Genomic DNA, 15,529 nt, shown 5'->3' with positions numbered 1-15,529 from the left:
GGACCTCGCGTCTCGGTTGGGCAAGAAAATTACGTTCCTGGCCTCTAAAGCGCAATTTTCGGGACATGTCAATTCGCTGCGTCGCGGCATACTAGGTTCTTCAGATTGTAGGACGCAGCGTTTGGTGGCAGGGTGCACGCATGACTCAGACCGTGGAACTTCCGCTTTGGCTTTTTTTGCTGATCCTGGTGTTTGCCGTGGTCACTTTGGCATCACATTTTCTGTTCCCGTCGGTGCGGTGGTTTTTCAGGCGTCGCCTTGAACGAGCGGTGAAACGATTGAACACGCGCTTGAAGCGGCCAATCCAGCCGTTCAAGTTGGCACACCGTCACGATATGATTCAGCGCCTGATCTATGACCCGCAGGTTGGTCAGGCCGTTCAGGATCACGCACGCGAAACGGGTGTCCCCGATGCTGTGGCGTTCGAGCAAGCGCAGCGATACGCGCGTGAGATCGTTCCCTCGTTTTCAGCCGTTGCCTATTTCAGCATTGCGATCCGTCTGGCTCGTTTGCTGAGCAATGCGTTTTATCATGTGCAGCTTAGCTATCAGGACGAAGACGCTGTCGAAAACATCGACCCCGACGCCACGGTGGTTTTCGTCATGAATCATCGCAGCAATATGGACTATGTGCTCGTTACCTACCTCGCAGCGCAACATTCGGCCCTTTCTTATGCGGTGGGTGAATGGGCCCGTGTCTGGCCCCTTAGCCGTCTGATCCGTGCGATGGGGGCTTATTTTATCCGGCGAAAGTCCGGCAATGATCTCTATCGTCAGGTGCTGTCCTGTTATGTGCGCCACGCGACCGCGGCAGGAGTGACGCAGGCCATGTTCCCCGAAGGTGGGTTAAGTCTGACTGGTGCCCTGGGTCGTCCAAAGCTGGGTTTGCTCAAATATATTATTGACGGGACCTCGGAAGAGGGCCGCGATGTTGTATTCGTCCCCGTGGCGCTGAACTATGATCGTGTGCTCGAAGATACTGTTCTGACGCGTGCCGCATTAGGCAATGAACGACGGTTTCGCGCGCGGATCGGTGTAATCACCAGATGGATCCTCAAACAACTCTGGCGGCGCGTGATCAGGCGCTACAAACGATTTGGCCTAGCCTCGGTCCGATATGGTCAGCCCGTTTCCTTGCGGGCGTTTCGGGCAGATCATCAGCGCGATCTGATGACCGATTTGGCGCGTGACCTGATGACGCGACTCCGCGCTGCCATCCCGCTGGTCCCGGTACCCGCCGCGTGTTGGCTAATGCAAAAGCATAAAGAGATGTCGGAGGCCGATGCCGTTCAGGTGATTGTCGAGCTCATGCGTCGCAATGGAATGACGGACCAAGAGAACCAGACATCGGTTGAAGCCGCGATTGATCAGTTGGTCGAACGGCGAATTCTCAGGCGCAGTGACGGGAAAATATGCCTGTCCGGTCAAAGGGTTGATCTTCTGGAGTATTATGCAGCCTCGGTTCCGATGGGACCAGACGAGGGAAATGCTGCAGATGCGAAGGAAATTTCTGCATCCGCTGGGTCATAAAGTTACAAAACGGCACCGATTTCGGTTGCATTATTTCCTAAAGGCCAATATTCCATCGGTTAATGCACGCGATTCTGCATCGCGGCAAAGGTTTAGAACTGAAGGAGGCCAACATGGCTCTGGACACCGACAGCGGCATCGCGTCGTACGAGGCACCGGAAAAAGACCTCTATGAGATGGGTGAAATCCCTCCGATGGGTTTTGTGCCCAAGAAAATGTATGCATGGGCGATCCGCAAGGAGCGCCACGGCGACCCGGACACCGCGATGATTCAGGAAGTCGTAGACGTCCCCGTGCTGGACAGTCACGAAGTGCTGGTTCTGGTCATGGCTGCAGGCGTCAACTACAACGGCGTCTGGGCCTCGCTGGGCAAGCCGATCTCGCCTTTTGACGGCCATAAGGCACCTTACCACATTGCCGGTTCGGATGCGTCTGGCATCGTTTGGGCAGTTGGTTCAAAAGTCACCCGTTGGAAAGTTGGTGATGAAGTTGTCATCCACTGCAATCAGGATGACGGCGACGACGAACACTGTAATGGTGGCGACCCGATGTATTCGGATAGCCAGCGAATTTGGGGCTATGAAACTCCGGACGGCTCGTTCGCGCAGTTCACCAATGTTCAGGCTCAACAGTTGATGCCGCGTCCCAAGCACCTGACTTGGGAAGAAAGCGCCTGCTACACGCTGACACTGGCGACCGCTTATCGGATGCTGTTCGGCCATGAACCGCACGATTTGAAGCCGGGTCAGAACGTTCTGGTTTGGGGCGCATCGGGTGGTCTGGGTTCTTACGCGATCCAGTTGATCAACACCGCAGGTGCAAATGCCATCGGTGTGATCTCGGACGAAAGCAAGCGCGACTTTGTGATGGGTCTGGGTGCCAAGGGCGTTCTGAACCGCAAAGACTTCAACTGCTGGGGTCAGCTGCCTACAGTGAACACACCAGAATATGCCGAGTGGTTCAAAGAGGCCCGCAAATTCGGCAAGGCCATTTGGGACATCACCGGTAAAGGCAACAATGTCGACATGGTGTTCGAACACCCTGGCGAAAGCACTTTCCCGGTTTCAACATTCGTCGTGAAAAAAGGCGGTATGGTTGTAATCTGTGCCGGTACTACCGGCTACAACCTGACCTTTGACGTGCGCTACATGTGGATGCACCAGAAGCGTCTGCAGGGTTCGCACTTTGCTCACCTGAAACAGGCGGCCGCAGCAAACCAGCTGATGGTCGAGCGTCGATTGGATCCCTGCATGTCCGAAGTGTTCACCTGGAATGATCTGCCCGAGGCGCACATGAAGATGCTGCGCAACGAGCATAAGCCGGGCAACATGTCGGTGCTGGTTCAGGCTCCACAGACCGGAATGCGCACCTTGGAAGAGGTTCTGGCCGCGCGCGACTAAGTTCGTCTCAGACAAAATCCAAAACACCCGCGAATCGGTTTTCCGGCTTGCGGGTGTTTCTTTTTGGGCGATGGTATTAGCCTTTTCAAAGACTTAAAAGAAAATACCCCGCTGTTTTTGGGGAGTAGAAATCAGTGAATAGGCTAAAAAAACTTCCTCATGCTATGGTTGTGTTAACCCTTCGTTAACCGTTTCGGAGAGACGCTGATGGCGCAAAATGAGTGGATACTGGACGTACTGTCGGACCTCAGCGCCTTTGCTGTTGAAAACGGTTTGACCGCGCTTGCCGAGCAGTTGGATGACACCAAGCTGATCGCCGCAGCCGAAATCTCGTCCAGAAAGAATGAGGTTCGGGCACCAGCGGATGGCAACAAAACTCGATATGAGCCAGGTTCTGGAGGACTTGGAAAACACCAGCTCGCTTGACGAACTAAGCGAAGTCGCCATTCGCCTGCGGGACAGGTTGCAGATTGAAAACCTGATTTACCATTGGGTCGACGGGGCCGGCGATCAATACGGCTATACCACCTATCCCGAAGCCTGGGCCGAACGGTACCGCGAGCGTAACTATCATAGAATCGATCCGGTCATACTGGGCTGTTTCCAACGGTTTCATCCGGTGGACTGGAAGACGCTGGATTGGTCGGGCAAGGTTGCCAAGACATTTTTGACGGATGCATTAGAGCACGGCGTTGGCAATCAAGGTTATTCCATTCCGATCCGCGGGCCGAATGGTCAATTCGCGTTGTTTACTGTCAACCACACCTGTGATGATGAAACCTGGCAGAAATTCATCGAAACGCATGGGCGTGAGTTGATCCTGATCGCGCATTACTTCAACCGAAAGGCGCTGGAGTTTGAAAGTGACCGTCAGCCCGAATCTTCACGCGGATTGTCGCCGCGTGAAGTGGATGCCATGACTTTGCTCGCCCTGGGCTATAGCAGGGCACAGGTCGCTCATTCCTTGTCGATCTCGGAACACACGCTGAGGGTCTATATTGAAAGCGCACGCGCCAAGTTGGGTGCGCAAAACACAACTCATGCTATCGCAACGGCCTTGAGCCGAGGGTTAATAGTGGTTTAAGGCGCGCGCGCACTAAAAACCGGAAATTAACCACGACTTTGTACCCCCTTCGTTCTTGCACAGGACGACAAGGGGAAAAGAGTCATGTTGCGTTATGTCTATGCTGACGAATTGCACAAATATCCAAAACTGGCCAAGGGGATGTTTCGGGACCGCGCCGATCAATTCAAAACCCGGCTGGGCTGGGATGTTCATGTCAACGACAAGGGGGAAGAGCGGGATCAGTACGATGATCTGAACCCGATCTATGTCATTTGGGAAGAACCGGATGGCAGCCATGGTGGGTCCATGCGTGTTTTGCCGACGACCGGTTCGGTCATGGTGAACGAGGTGTTCGGACACCTGACGGGCGGCAAACCAATCAACAGCCCCTTGATCTGGGAAGTGACGCGCTTTTGTCTGTCGCGCACGGCAAGCCCGCACACGGCCGGGGCCATCATGCTTAGCGGTGGCGAGATGATGGAGGGGTTTGGACTAACCCACATTGCGGGTGTTTTTGATGCGCGTATGATTCGCATCTATCGCTTGATCGGATCATCCCCGATCGTGCGGGGCACAGAAGGTAAGGGACGTGATCAAATCTCGGTCGGGATGTGGCCGTATTCGGCGGACGACTGCAACCGCGTGGCCAAGCGCGCAGGCATCCCGCGTGAATTGTCGCGGCTGTGGTTCAAGACGGCTTTCGGCGTTGGCAGGCAACACCCGTTTGCATTGTCAGCGTGACAGGATGAAAACCGAATTCCACATCTGGTGATAGCTGGCGCGGGCTTGTAGGGTCGCGCCATGTCTTTGCCCTCTGTGACCTACTCTGACGACCAGGCCGCCGCGTATGACAGCATCTCTGAGATGCTGAAATCGGCAGGTGTTGACCTTGACGATGACGCGCTGCTGAAGCTACCGGGATCGGGTAAGTCCGGTGTGATGGCCGTGATTGGCAAGGCGGGGTCCGGAAAAACCCTGCTGCTGGCCGAGCTTTACAAAGCCATTGCGGACACCGGCGTTCAGATCGTGTCAGGCGATTTCGAGAGCCGCAAAGCCCGTGAAAAACGCAGTCTGGCGATCTTGGCCCCGACGAACAAAGCGGCCAGCGTATTGCGTCTGCGCGGGGTGCCAGCCACCACGATCCACCGCATCCTTTATACACCCGTCTACGACCCGGAATACGAGCGCATCGCCGAATGGCTGGCAGGCAATGACGAGCGTCCCGAAATCGAAGGCCTGACCGACGAGGCGCTGGATCGCGCGGCGGCGTTTTACCAGAACAACAAGTCCATCCCGGGCGCTCTGGCCGCGGCAGGGTTACGGGGCTCCGATTTTATCACCGGTTGGAAACGCCGGGACGAACCGTTGGACATCGGGTTTGTGGACGAAGCCTCGATGCTGGATGACCGACAGTTCGAAGACTTACAAGAAATTTTCCCAACACTTCTGCTGTTTGGTGACCCGGCACAATTGGCGCCGGTCAATCAGTCGGGCAGCATGGTGTTCGAAGCGTTACCCGAACCGCGCAAACAAATCCTTCACCGAGTTCACCGACAGGATGCGGACAACCCGATATTGGACCTTGCCCATGCGCTGTCTGACCCGCAGATGGGGTTCGAAGATTTTGAGCGCATGGTCGAACAGACCGCCCGTCAGGACGACCGTGTGGTCTGGGGGCAGCGGGTCGAGGTCGATCTGATGGCCCGCAGTCCCGTTCTGGTCTGGCGCAATGCAACCCGCATTCGGCTAATTCAGGCTTTTCGGAATGTTCACGGCGCGCCGGATACCGAATTGTTGGAAGGTGAACCGCTTATCTGCGACGGTATTGAACTGCCCCTTAAACATCGCAAGAAACGGCTGGATCTTGAGGCGCGTGGCCTGATCAAGGGCGCTCAAGTCATCTATCTGGGCCACGGCCGCAAACCGGGCTTTTCCAGGTTGCACGTGATGGGTGCCGAAGACCCTCAGGTCAGCGCCGCATCCATCGTCAAGATTGAAAAACCGGACGAGGAAGAGCCGTTTATTCCTTTTGCCGCCCGCATGGGCGCCACCTTTTTGCACGGTGCAGCAGTCACCATTCACAAGGCGCAAGGGTCGCAGTGGAACACTGTTCAGGTTTTCGCTCCGGATATCTATGCCGCTGCCCGTATGGGCCGCACTGAGGCTGGACAGCCGTTGTGGAAACGTTTGGCCTATGTGGCCATCACACGCGCGCAGGAAAGGCTGATCTGGGTCGTGCGCAACCGGCTTGCCAAGCCGACCTATCCGCTGCGTGTGGACGACCTGCGCGCTGTCCCGGCGGCCTCGCTGACATTGGAGGCAGAAGAGACATGACTTCCATTATTGTGACCGGCGCAAGTTCTGGCATAGGTCGCGCCACGGCTGAATTGTTTCTGGCCCAAGGATGGACGGTTGGTCTATTGGCGCGCAGTGCTGACAGGCTGAACCAAATGGCTGCAGAGCACGCAAACGCAATTCCATTGGTCGCGGATGTCACCGATGCACAAGCGGTCGAGGCCGCCTTTGGCGACTTTCAAGGTAAGGCGGGCCATTTGGATGTTCTGTTCAACAACGCCGGAATTTTCGCGCCGGGGGGAACGATTGACGAGATCGCGTTGGACGATTGGTACCAAAGCGTCGCCGTCAACCTGAACGGCATGTTCCTGTGTGCCCGTGAGGCGTTTCGGATCATGCGTCACCAATCGCCGCAAGGCGGGCGCATCATCAATAACGGCTCAATTGCCGCCCATGTGCCGCGCCCCAACTCGGTGCATTATTCGGCGACAAAACACGCCATAACGGGCCTGACCCGCAGTCTGTCTTTGGACGGGCGGGGCTTCAATATCGCTTGTGGGCAGATCGATATCGGCAATGCGCGAACACAGATGGTGCAGGGCCTGGTCGATGCGGCCATTGCAGAGGGGCAGCAGCCCGACCCAACAATGGCCGTCGAAGATGCAGCGCGGTCCGTCTTGCACATGGCGAACCTGCCGCTTGAAGCAAACGTTCAGTTCATGACCGTGATGGCCACGACGATGCCCTACATCGGACGTGGGTAACGGTCAGTTACTCGCGCAATAGGCGGAACGCGGTTGACGCACCCCAACCCGCCGCAATCGCGATCACCAAAGACATCAAGCCGTACCAGACCGGTTGCTGGCGGGACATGTTGTACAAGAACCGCTCCAAACCCACTTTGCGCACGTCGATGGTGGTCTCAAATTGCGAAACGACCGAACCGCCACGGGTTAAGAAAATGCGTGCCACATAATCGCCTTCGGTCAGATCCGCAGGCATTTCGATCGAGGTACGGAACAGGGTTTGTTCATCAACGGCCACGGTGTCTTCGCGAATGGAATACAGACTTTCGTGCTCGCGAATACGAATAACAGCGTCCGCGAATTCCTGCGCGCCGCGGATGTTCATCGCAGCACCAACAGACCGGATGGCACGTTCGATTGATACGCTGTATCGCAGGTCTTCGGTATCCGACAGGATCTCATTCAAGGGCGCGCTGGTCGCAACCGCATAAAAACTGGGGGCTTCGTCTACGAGGACACTGTCAGTATTGACCCAGATTCCAAGCTTGCGCTCTTTACGCCGAACAGTGACAGGACTGGATGGACCAGACACTGCGACAATCACTTCCAGCGGTGGTCCTGACGGAATGGGAGCTTCGCGTTTGACCGCGCCAAAGACCAGGATCTCAGAGCCGTCGAAATTGGCGGTGATGGCCACGCGATCCTGGCTGAGGCCCAGAACGACCTCCTCATCAACAGCCAGGGCGGGGCTGGAACAAAGAGCCAGCGCAACAAGCAAGCGTTTCAGCATGATCAGTGCCCTCCGCCGGTGCCAAGCGAATAGAGCTCGGATGGTTCAAGCAGCAGATCCAGCGCCAGTTTTCCGCAAACCACAAGAACAAGGGCTGCGAGCAACACGCGCAACTGCTCGGCAGGCATGCGGGCGCCGATCACCGTGCCGATCTGTGCGCCGATGACGCCACCAACCAGAAGCAATACGGCGAGAACGACATCAACTGTAAAGTTGGTGGTGGCATGCAGCATGGTCGTAAAGGCGGTGACAAAGATGATCTGGAACAGGGATGTTCCGACAACAACCTTGGTGGGCATTCCCAACAGATAGATCATCGCAGGCACCATGATGAACCCGCCGCCAACGCCCATAATGGCCGACAGAACGCCAACGAACAGGCCAACGAGCGCAGGCGGAATGACCGAGATATAGAGGCCCGAAGTCCGGAACCGCATTTTGAACGGCATCGCATGTACCCAGCCGCGTTGGCGACGCTTGGGGGGTGCGGACACGCCTTTCTTGGATTTACGGAGCGCATTCAGGCTTTCGATGAACATCAAACCGCCTACGACGCCAAGGAACACGACGTAGCACAACGTCACAAGCAGATCGACCTGCCCGAGGCTTTTGAGGTAGTTGAAAATCACCACCCCAAGCGCGGCACCCGTCAAGCCGCCCATCAATAGGACGGTCCCCATTCTCAGGTCGACGGTTTTTCGTCGGAAATGCGCCAGAACCCCAGAGAAGGAAGAGGCAACAATCTGGTTGGCTTCAGTTGCAACCGCAACGGCCGGCGGAATGCCGATAAAGAACAGCAGGGGCGTCATCAGGAAGCCGCCGCCGACACCGAACATGCCCGAAAGAATGCCGACCATCCCCCCAAGCCCCAATAGAAGGAAGGCGTTTACAGAAACTTCGGCGATAGGAAGGTAAATTTGCATATCGAGCTACTGGATGAGGGTGGGCAGGTCACAGAGGGTGACCGCGGTCGCCTCAAGGCAAAGTGGTATAGGTTTAATGCAGCGCGCGGCGGCAATGCCCCGTGACCACATGGCGAATGTCGGTTCGCTGGGCGTCATGCCAGCTGCCTGATAAGGCTGGTGATCTGATTTTCCCCAATGCTGAGGTTTGCAAGCGTTCCCAAATTCACGATCCGAACCGCTTCCGAGTCGCGGGGTATGTTTGGAGACACTTGCATACCCCTTTAGAACGGTTGCGGCATGCAAAATCAACTCTGCATGCCGCTCTGCAGCGAACAGGACTGAACTGAGTCCGAAACTGGACTTATCAGCGCTCTTTCACGTAAGGCTCACCACCGGCGCGCGGCGGAACCGCCTTGCCGACAAAGCCAGCCAGAATGACCACGGTGAGGACGTAGGGCAGGGCGTCCATCGCCTGCACAGGGATGACCACGCCGCCCAGATCGATGTTCTGGAAACGCAGTGCGATGGCTTGCAGCAATCCGAACAAAAGGCATGCTCCCATGGCATGCCAGGGCCGCCATTTTGCAAAGATCAGGGCCGCCAGTGCGATGAACCCACGGCCCGCGGTCATATCCTTGACGAACCCGGCCTGCAACGCAGTGGCCAGATAAGCCCCGGCGATGCCACACAGCACGCCACAGATGGCAACAGCGGCATAGCGTAAGCCAACGACCGAGACACCGGCAGTGTCCACGGCAGCGGGGTTTTCACCCACAGCGCGGAGGCGCAGGCCGAACCGTGTGCGATACAGAATCCACCATGTTGCCGGAACCATCAGGAACGCGACATAGACCAGGATTGAATGGCCCGAGAGTAGCTCGGAATAGATCGGTCCGATGATCGGCACTCCGCTCAGCGACTCGGCAAAGGGGAAGTTGATCGGTGTGAAACGACCGCCGCCAAACAACGAGGGCGTGCGCCCGCCCTGTTCGAACCAGCTTTGCGCGACAAGGACCGTCATACCTGCCGCAAGAAAGTTGATTGCGACCCCGGATATCAACTGGTTGCCCCGGAAGGTGATCGAGGCCAAACCGTGAAGTCCGGAAAGAACAAGAGAAGAGGCGATCCCCGCCAGCAGGCCCAACCAGACTGATCCGGTCACGGCCGCGACGGCTGCCGAGAAGAAGGCGGCCATCAGCATCTTGCCTTCAAGACCGATGTCGAAAATGCCTGCACGTTCGGAATAGAGCCCAGCCAGACAAGCCAGCAATAGCGGTGTGGCCAGACGGATGGTCGAGTCCAGGACCTGGATGAAGGTAATGAAGAACTCCATCACTGCGCTCCCTTCCGCAGGCTCAGGAACAGCTTTTCAAGCGGCATCCGGACCATGTTGTCCAATGCTCCGGTGAACAGGATCACCAGGGCCTGAATGACAACGATCAGTTCGCGCGGGATCGAAGTCCAGAAAGCCAATTCTGCACCGCCCTGATAGAGAAACCCGAACAGGATCGCCGCAAGGAATACACCAAACGGGTGCGACCGGCCCATCAGGGCCACAGCGATGCCGATGAAACCTGCGCCTTCAGTTGCGTTCAAAACTAGGCGTTCGGCCTCGCCCATCACGTTGTTGATGGCCATCAGTCCCGCCAGCGCGCCCGAAATCAGCATTGCAATGATGGTGATCCGCACCGGCGAAATGCCTGCATAGACGGCGCCGGTTTCGGTCTTTCCGTAGGACCGGATTTCATAGCCCAGTCGTGTCCGCCAGATCATTGCCCAGACGACAAAACAGGCCAATACCGCAATGAAGAATGTGATATTAACAGGGGTCCCTTTGAACACCACGTTTTCGGCGGTTGAGAACATCGACTGAAATGTGGGCAGGTGAACGGCCTCCGGGAAACGCGCAGATGAGGGGTCTTGCGCGCCCGGTGGTCGCATAAGATTGACCAACACGTAGTTCAGGAATGCCGCCGCAATAAAGTTAAACATGATCGTTGTGATCACGATGTGACTGCCACGCTTGGCTTGTAGATAGGCCGGAATGGCGGCCCATGCGGCGCCAAACAGCATCGAACCTGCGCAAGCCGCTAACAGCGCAATGCTCCAATGCGGCCACGGGATGTAAAGGCATACCATGGCAACGCCCAACCCGCCCAGCATAGCCTGACCTTCGCCCCCGATGTTGAACAGTCGGGCGTGGAAGGCGACAGCCACAGCCAACCCGGTGAACATGAAGTTGGTGGCATAATACAGCGTATACCCCCAACCGTAGGTCGACCCGAGCGCACCGGTCACCATCAGTTTCACCGCTTCGATTGGGTTTTCACCGATGGCAAGAATGACCAAGGCGGACAAGATTGCGGCCAATATCAGACTGATCAGCGGGATCAGCACCACATCGGCCCATTTGGGCATCTTTTCCATGTTACGCGGCCTCTCCCGCAACACCGGCCATCAACAGGCCAAGTTCTTTTTCATCTGTTTCATGGGGGAGTCTTTCGCCCATGACATGTCCGTCAAACATCACAGCGATGCGATCCGATAGCGAGAAGATTTCTTCTAACTCGACCGAGACGAGCAGGATTGCTTTACCCTGATCGCGCAGCGCGACGATCTGCTTGTGAATGAACTCGATCGCGCCGATGTCGACGCCGCGGGTTGGTTGCCCCACCAATAGAAGATCCGGGTTCCGTTCAATTTCGCGCGCGACAACAATCTTTTGTTGGTTCCCGCCCGAGAAGCTTTTGGCTGTAAGCCACGCATCAGGTGGCCGGACGTCGAATTTCTCGATCTTGCGCTCGGTATCGGCGCGCAGAGCGGCGTTGTTCATGAAAATCCCGCTCTGATAGGCAGGATCACGGTGATAGCCAAAGGCCACGTTTTCCCAAGCGTGGAAGTCCATCACAAGACCTTCGCGCTGACGGTCTTCGGGAACATGCGCAATATGCTTGGCGCGACGGGCCTGACCGTCCGATCCCGGACCGCTAAGCGCCAGCGGGGCACCGTTCAGTTTGATCGAACCCTGACCCGGACGCATGCCACCCAGAACTTCCAGAAGCTCCGATTGGCCATTTCCGGCCACGCCAGCGATACCGACGATTTCACCAGCCCGAACGGTCAGGTCGATGCCCTTGACCCGCTCGACCCCGGCCGAATCAAAAACGCTGAGCTTTTCAATTTCCAAAACGGGCTTACCGGGTTGCGCAGGTACTTTGTCGACCTGCAGCAGCACCTTGCGGCCCACCATCAGCTCGGCCAGTTCCTCGGGGCTGGTGTCGGCTGTTTTCACCGTTGCCGTCATCTGACCGCGACGCATGACCGAAACCGTATCGGTGTTTTCCATGATTTCGCGCAGCTTGTGCGTGATCACGATGATCGTCTTCCCTTCGGCGCGCAGGCGGTCAAGGATGCGGAAAAGCTGGTCAGCCTCGGACGGGGTCAGAACCCCGGTGGGTTCGTCCAGAATCAGAATCTCGGCCTTGCGATACAGGGCTTTCAGGATCTCGACCCTTTGCTGCATTCCGACGCCAATCTCGTCGATGCGCTTGTCGGGATCGACGAACAGCTCGTATTCCTCTTCCAGCGCTTTCAGTTCTTTGCGCGCTTTGGACAGGGACGGGGCCAGCAGCCCGCCGTCCTCGGCACCGAGAACGATGTTTTCCAGAACGGTGAAATTCTCAACCAGTTTGAAATGCTGGAACACCATCCCGATCCCGGCAGCAATGGCCGCCTGACTGTCAGGGATGTCGGTCTTGTTGCCGTTAATCCAGATTTCACCTTTATCGGCTTTGTAAAAGCCGTAGAGGATGCTCATCAGCGTGGATTTGCCCGCACCGTTTTCACCGATGATCCCATGGATCGTACCGGGGGCGACGCTGATAGAAATGTCTTTATTGGCCTGAACCGGCCCAAAGGCTTTGGATATCCCTTTGAGCTCAATGGCGGGGACGGTCATGTCTTGTCCTCAATTGCCGAAAGGGCCGCGGTGTCATACGCGGCAGAGTCGGGGGCAAGGCGGAGGTTGTACCCCCGCCTTGCGTGATATCAGAACTGCAGTGCCGGGCAGCTGTCGTTCTCATAATAGCTGACAACAGAGACGTTACCGTCGATGATGTCCTGACGCGCTTTTTCGACTGCGCCCTTCATCTCGTCCGAGACCAGAGGTGCGTTGTTGTCATCCATGGCAACGCCAACACCTTCTTCGGCCAGACCCATCTGGAACACGCCGGTTTCCAGGCCTTCGCCCGCTGACATCGCGTCATAAACGGCAACATCAACGCGTTTCAGCATCGAGGTGAGAACCTTACCCGGGTGCAGGTGGTTCTGGTTGCTGTCCACACCGATCGACAGGATGCCTTCGTCTGCCGCGGTCTGCAGTACGCCAACACCGGTGCCACCAGCGGCCGCATAGATCACATCAGCGCCCTGGCTGATTTGTGCTTTGGTTAGTTCCGAACCCTTCACCGGGTCGTTCCATGCTGCCGGGGTGGTACCGGTCATGTTGGCAACAACATTGATGTCAGGGTTTACAGCCTTGGCACCCTGCGCATAACCGCAGCCAAAGTGGCGGATCAGCGGGATATCCATGCCACCGATAAAGCCGACGGTGCCGGATTCCGATGCCATCGCGGCCATCATGCCAACCAGATATGACCCTTCATGTTCGGCAAAACCGATTTGGCGGATGTTGGGGATGTCCAGCCAGTTGACGTCAACCGCAACGAATTTGGTGTCCGGGTAATCGGCGGCCACGGCGGACAGCGGATCAGCCATGCCAAAACCCATCGTGATGATTGGGTTCGAGCCGGATTCAGCGAAACGGCGCAGAGCTTGCTCGCGCTGTGCTTCGGACTGGATCTCGATCTCGTTATACGAGCCGCCTGTTTCTTCGGCCCAACGCGACGCGCCGTTGTGGGCAGCTTCGTTGAAGGATTTGTCAAACTTGCCACCAAGATCAAAGATCAGGGCAGGATCTGCCAGCGCAGCGCCAGCCGTAAGTGCGACTGCGGCGGTGGCACCCATCAAGGATTTCATCAGGGTCATTTTATACTCCCGTTTGTTATTATCGGTCGGGGCGAAGTTAGCCCCGTTCACCCACTGTGAGCGAGCATAACTGTTGTGATGGCGGGAATTAAGGACGTTTGCAACCACCGTGGTCAACAGATTTTTGACCATTTGGTCGAAAAAGTGTATCTTAGGCGGTCAATCCAGCGCGGATTCCATCACGATAGCATCAATTTTCTGATTGTTTTCGCGCAGGTAATACCCCTTGCGCTCTCCACAGGCGCGATAGCCACTGTGTCCATACAGCGCGATGGCCGGCAAGTTATCTGCAGCGACGTCCAGCACAGCGCGCGTCGCGCCCAAGGCCTTTGCCTTCGTGTGCCATTCATGCATGCAATTTCGGGCTAAGCCCTGTCGCTGAACGTGCGGATGCGTGGCGATCGTCAGCAATTCCGCCTCATCGCCGATCACCTGAAAAAGCGCGAAAGATTGAGTATTTCCAACGGCATGGATGAACCGATTGTTCAGAAGATCCGAGAATTCGACCGCAGCCCACGACCGTGACCGGGTAAATGCCGCCGCGTGTGTTCTGGCAAGATCCTCGGGAGTCATCAGTCCAGCAAAACCGGGGGGGTGTCTTTGGAAGGGGCCGCATCCGCAGGCCGAACATAGAGTGGAGCTGGTTGCGCGGTGTTGGTCTGCCACTTTTGCCCGGCGATCCGGGCAATTGCGCGGATTTGCGCATCCGGGTCGTCATTCAGGATCAGGGGGCCAAGTGATTCTGCCTCAATTTGAGGCATAAGCATCGGACTTTGGTCCCGCAACGCCACGTAAACCTGATCACGTGGGGCGCGGATCGCGGGCAGGGCGTCCATAGACATTTCGGCCAATGCGTCGAACCCGGACACGCCTACCGCTGGAACGCCAAGTCCTAAGGCTAGGCCCCGCGCCGCAGAAACCGAGATTCGGATGCCGGTAAAGTTTCCGGGTCCAACGCCGACACCGATCGCGGACAGGTCTTTCCACCCATATCCGGCATCTGCTAGAACTTCTTCCAGCAACGGCATCAGACGTTCGGCTTGACCGCGTGACATGGCTTCGATGCGCGAAGTCACGATCCGGTTGCCGCACAACAAAGCGGCCGCGCAATGCGCGGCCGATGTATCAAACGCCAAAATAATGGGGTCAGACGGCAACAGGGCGAACCTCAGTCACTTCGGGAATGTAGTGGCGCAGTAGGTTTTCGATTCCCATCTTCAACGTCAGGGTCGAAGACGGGCAGCCCGCGCAAGCACCCTGCATGTGCAGGTAGACAACGCCCCGGTCAAACCCGTGGAACGTGATGTCGCCACCATCCTGAGCAACTGCCGGACGGACGCGACTATCCAGCAAGTCTTTGATTTGGTTAACGACTTCTGCATCCTCGCCAGTGTGCTCTGCATGGCCCGATGCGGCTGTTTCACCAGCTCCGATGACCGGTTGGCCGGATTGATAATGCTCCATCACCGCACCCAGAATCGCGGGCTTGATGTGATCCCATTGGACGTCATCGGACTTGGTGACGGTCACGAAGTCATTGCCGAGGAATACACCCGTTACTCCGCTAACCGCAAAAATCCGTTTTGCCAAAGGTGATTTTTCACCGGCATCAGCCGATGGGAAATCCGCAGTGCCCGCTTCCAGCACGGTCTGGCCGGGCAGAAACTTCAAGGTTGCAGGGTTCGGCGTGGATTCGGTCTGGATGAACATGTCACGGCTCCGTTTCAGTTGCATCTGATATGCGGGTCCGAG

At 56.8% G+C, this 15,529-nt stretch carries 16 protein-coding genes; 7 read left to right on the top strand and 9 right to left on the bottom strand.

The features are described 5' to 3' along the window. Positions 1-140: 140 nt before the first annotated feature. From DK510_RS15740 to DK510_RS15715, 7 genes are all read left to right on the top strand, one after another. A complete protein-coding gene (locus tag DK510_RS15740; protein WP_109312888.1) occupies positions 141-1,529 on the top strand; it encodes a 1-acyl-sn-glycerol-3-phosphate acyltransferase in 1,389 nt (462 codons plus the stop codon). Between the two features lie 113 nt (positions 1,530-1,642). Next, a complete protein-coding gene (gene ccrA, locus DK510_RS15735) occupies positions 1,643-2,929 on the top strand; it encodes a crotonyl-CoA carboxylase/reductase (RefSeq protein WP_058273680.1) in 1,287 nt (428 codons plus the stop codon). 207 nt (positions 2,930-3,136) lie between these two features. After that, the gene (locus DK510_RS22845) at positions 3,137-3,355 is read left to right on the top strand and encodes a hypothetical protein (protein ID WP_058278773.1); all 219 of its coding nucleotides are present in this window, start codon (positions 3,137-3,139) and stop codon (positions 3,353-3,355) included. Beyond that, positions 3,294-4,013 carry a LuxR family transcriptional regulator gene (locus DK510_RS15730; protein ID WP_109312887.1) on the top strand — a complete coding sequence of 240 codons (720 nt, stop codon included), beginning with the start codon at positions 3,294-3,296 and terminating at the stop codon, positions 4,011-4,013. The genes DK510_RS22845 and DK510_RS15730 overlap by 62 nt, the downstream gene beginning before the upstream one ends. An 84-nt stretch (positions 4,014-4,097) precedes the next feature. Continuing rightward, positions 4,098-4,736 carry an acyl-homoserine-lactone synthase gene (locus DK510_RS15725; RefSeq protein WP_109312886.1) on the top strand — a complete coding sequence of 213 codons (639 nt, stop codon included), beginning with the start codon at positions 4,098-4,100 and terminating at the stop codon, positions 4,734-4,736. Between the two features lie 60 nt (positions 4,737-4,796). Then, on the top strand, positions 4,797-6,329 hold the full coding sequence (locus DK510_RS15720; RefSeq protein ID WP_109312885.1) for an ATP-dependent RecD-like DNA helicase: 1,533 nt from the start codon (positions 4,797-4,799) through the stop codon (positions 6,327-6,329). Beyond that, a complete protein-coding gene (locus tag DK510_RS15715) occupies positions 6,326-7,054 on the top strand; it encodes an SDR family oxidoreductase (RefSeq protein WP_109312884.1) in 729 nt (242 codons plus the stop codon). Before DK510_RS15720 ends, DK510_RS15715 begins: the two co-directional genes overlap by 4 nt. 7 nt (positions 7,055-7,061) lie before the next feature. Here DK510_RS15715 and DK510_RS15710 read toward each other — a convergent pair whose 3' ends face one another. The 9 genes from DK510_RS15710 to DK510_RS15670 all read right to left on the bottom strand — a co-directional run bounded on the left by DK510_RS15710 (position 7,062) and on the right by DK510_RS15670 (position 15,487). Next, positions 7,062-7,826: a TIGR02186 family protein gene (locus tag DK510_RS15710; protein ID WP_109312883.1), complete on the bottom strand. Its 765-nt coding sequence runs from the start codon at positions 7,824-7,826 to the stop codon at positions 7,062-7,064. 2 nt (positions 7,827-7,828) lie between these two features. After that, positions 7,829-8,749: a sulfite exporter TauE/SafE family protein gene (locus DK510_RS15705; protein WP_058273512.1), complete on the bottom strand. Its 921-nt coding sequence runs from the start codon at positions 8,747-8,749 to the stop codon at positions 7,829-7,831. 346 nt (positions 8,750-9,095) lie between these two features. Beyond that, positions 9,096-10,064, bottom strand: a complete 969-nt coding sequence (locus tag DK510_RS15700; RefSeq protein WP_058278769.1) for an ABC transporter permease — start codon at positions 10,062-10,064, stop codon at positions 9,096-9,098. Next, positions 10,064-11,158 (bottom strand): ABC transporter permease, encoded by a 1,095-nt coding sequence (locus tag DK510_RS15695; RefSeq protein WP_109312882.1) that lies wholly within the window; start codon positions 11,156-11,158, stop codon positions 10,064-10,066. Before DK510_RS15695 ends, DK510_RS15700 begins: the two co-directional genes overlap by 1 nt. Position 11,159: 1 nt before the next feature. Beyond that, positions 11,160-12,689 carry an ABC transporter ATP-binding protein gene (locus DK510_RS15690; protein WP_109312881.1) on the bottom strand — a complete coding sequence of 510 codons (1,530 nt, stop codon included), beginning with the start codon at positions 12,687-12,689 and terminating at the stop codon, positions 11,160-11,162. Positions 12,690-12,778: 89 nt separating this feature from the next. After that, entirely contained in the window at positions 12,779-13,777 is a 999-nt protein-coding gene (locus tag DK510_RS15685) for a BMP family protein (RefSeq protein WP_109313001.1), read from the bottom strand. A 159-nt stretch (positions 13,778-13,936) separates the two neighbouring features. Then, entirely contained in the window at positions 13,937-14,350 is a 414-nt protein-coding gene (locus DK510_RS15680) for a GNAT family N-acetyltransferase (RefSeq protein WP_109312880.1), read from the bottom strand. Continuing rightward, on the bottom strand, positions 14,350-14,934 hold the full coding sequence (gene tsaB / locus DK510_RS15675; RefSeq protein WP_109312879.1) for a tRNA (adenosine(37)-N6)-threonylcarbamoyltransferase complex dimerization subunit type 1 TsaB: 585 nt from the start codon (positions 14,932-14,934) through the stop codon (positions 14,350-14,352). Before tsaB ends, DK510_RS15680 begins: the two co-directional genes overlap by 1 nt. Next, positions 14,924-15,487, bottom strand: coding sequence for a NifU family protein (locus DK510_RS15670; protein ID WP_109312878.1), 564 nt, complete (start codon positions 15,485-15,487; stop codon positions 14,924-14,926). Before DK510_RS15670 ends, tsaB begins: the two co-directional genes overlap by 11 nt. Positions 15,488-15,529: the final 42 nt, after the last annotated feature.

It is taken from the genome of Ruegeria sp. AU67 (assembly GCF_900312795.1).
Classification (GTDB): Bacteria; Pseudomonadota; Alphaproteobacteria; order Rhodobacterales; family Rhodobacteraceae; genus Ruegeria; species Ruegeria atlantica.
This window is presented reverse-complemented; position numbering and strand designations above follow the sequence as displayed.

Coding starts and splice junctions, on each gene's coding strand:
- DK510_RS15740 (WP_109312888.1), top strand. CDS start 141: ATGACTCAGACCGTGGAACTTCCGCTTTGGCTTTTTTTGCTGATCCTG.
- ccrA (WP_058273680.1), top strand. CDS start 1,643: ATGGCTCTGGACACCGACAGCGGCATCGCGTCGTACGAGGCACCGGAA.
- DK510_RS22845 (WP_058278773.1), top strand. CDS start 3,137: ATGGCGCAAAATGAGTGGATACTGGACGTACTGTCGGACCTCAGCGCC.
- DK510_RS15730 (WP_109312887.1), top strand. CDS start 3,294: ATGGCAACAAAACTCGATATGAGCCAGGTTCTGGAGGACTTGGAAAAC.
- DK510_RS15725 (WP_109312886.1), top strand. CDS start 4,098: ATGTTGCGTTATGTCTATGCTGACGAATTGCACAAATATCCAAAACTG.
- DK510_RS15720 (WP_109312885.1), top strand. CDS start 4,797: ATGTCTTTGCCCTCTGTGACCTACTCTGACGACCAGGCCGCCGCGTAT.
- DK510_RS15715 (WP_109312884.1), top strand. CDS start 6,326: ATGACTTCCATTATTGTGACCGGCGCAAGTTCTGGCATAGGTCGCGCC.
- DK510_RS15710 (WP_109312883.1), bottom strand. CDS start 7,826: ATGCTGAAACGCTTGCTTGTTGCGCTGGCTCTTTGTTCCAGCCCCGCC.
- DK510_RS15705 (WP_058273512.1), bottom strand. CDS start 8,749: ATGCAAATTTACCTTCCTATCGCCGAAGTTTCTGTAAACGCCTTCCTT.
- DK510_RS15700 (WP_058278769.1), bottom strand. CDS start 10,064: ATGGAGTTCTTCATTACCTTCATCCAGGTCCTGGACTCGACCATCCGT.
- DK510_RS15695 (WP_109312882.1), bottom strand. CDS start 11,158: ATGGAAAAGATGCCCAAATGGGCCGATGTGGTGCTGATCCCGCTGATC.
- DK510_RS15690 (WP_109312881.1), bottom strand. CDS start 12,689: ATGACCGTCCCCGCCATTGAGCTCAAAGGGATATCCAAAGCCTTTGGG.
- DK510_RS15685 (WP_109313001.1), bottom strand. CDS start 13,777: ATGACCCTGATGAAATCCTTGATGGGTGCCACCGCCGCAGTCGCACTT.
- DK510_RS15680 (WP_109312880.1), bottom strand. CDS start 14,350: ATGACTCCCGAGGATCTTGCCAGAACACACGCGGCGGCATTTACCCGG.
- DK510_RS15670 (WP_109312878.1), bottom strand. CDS start 15,487: ATGTTCATCCAGACCGAATCCACGCCGAACCCTGCAACCTTGAAGTTT.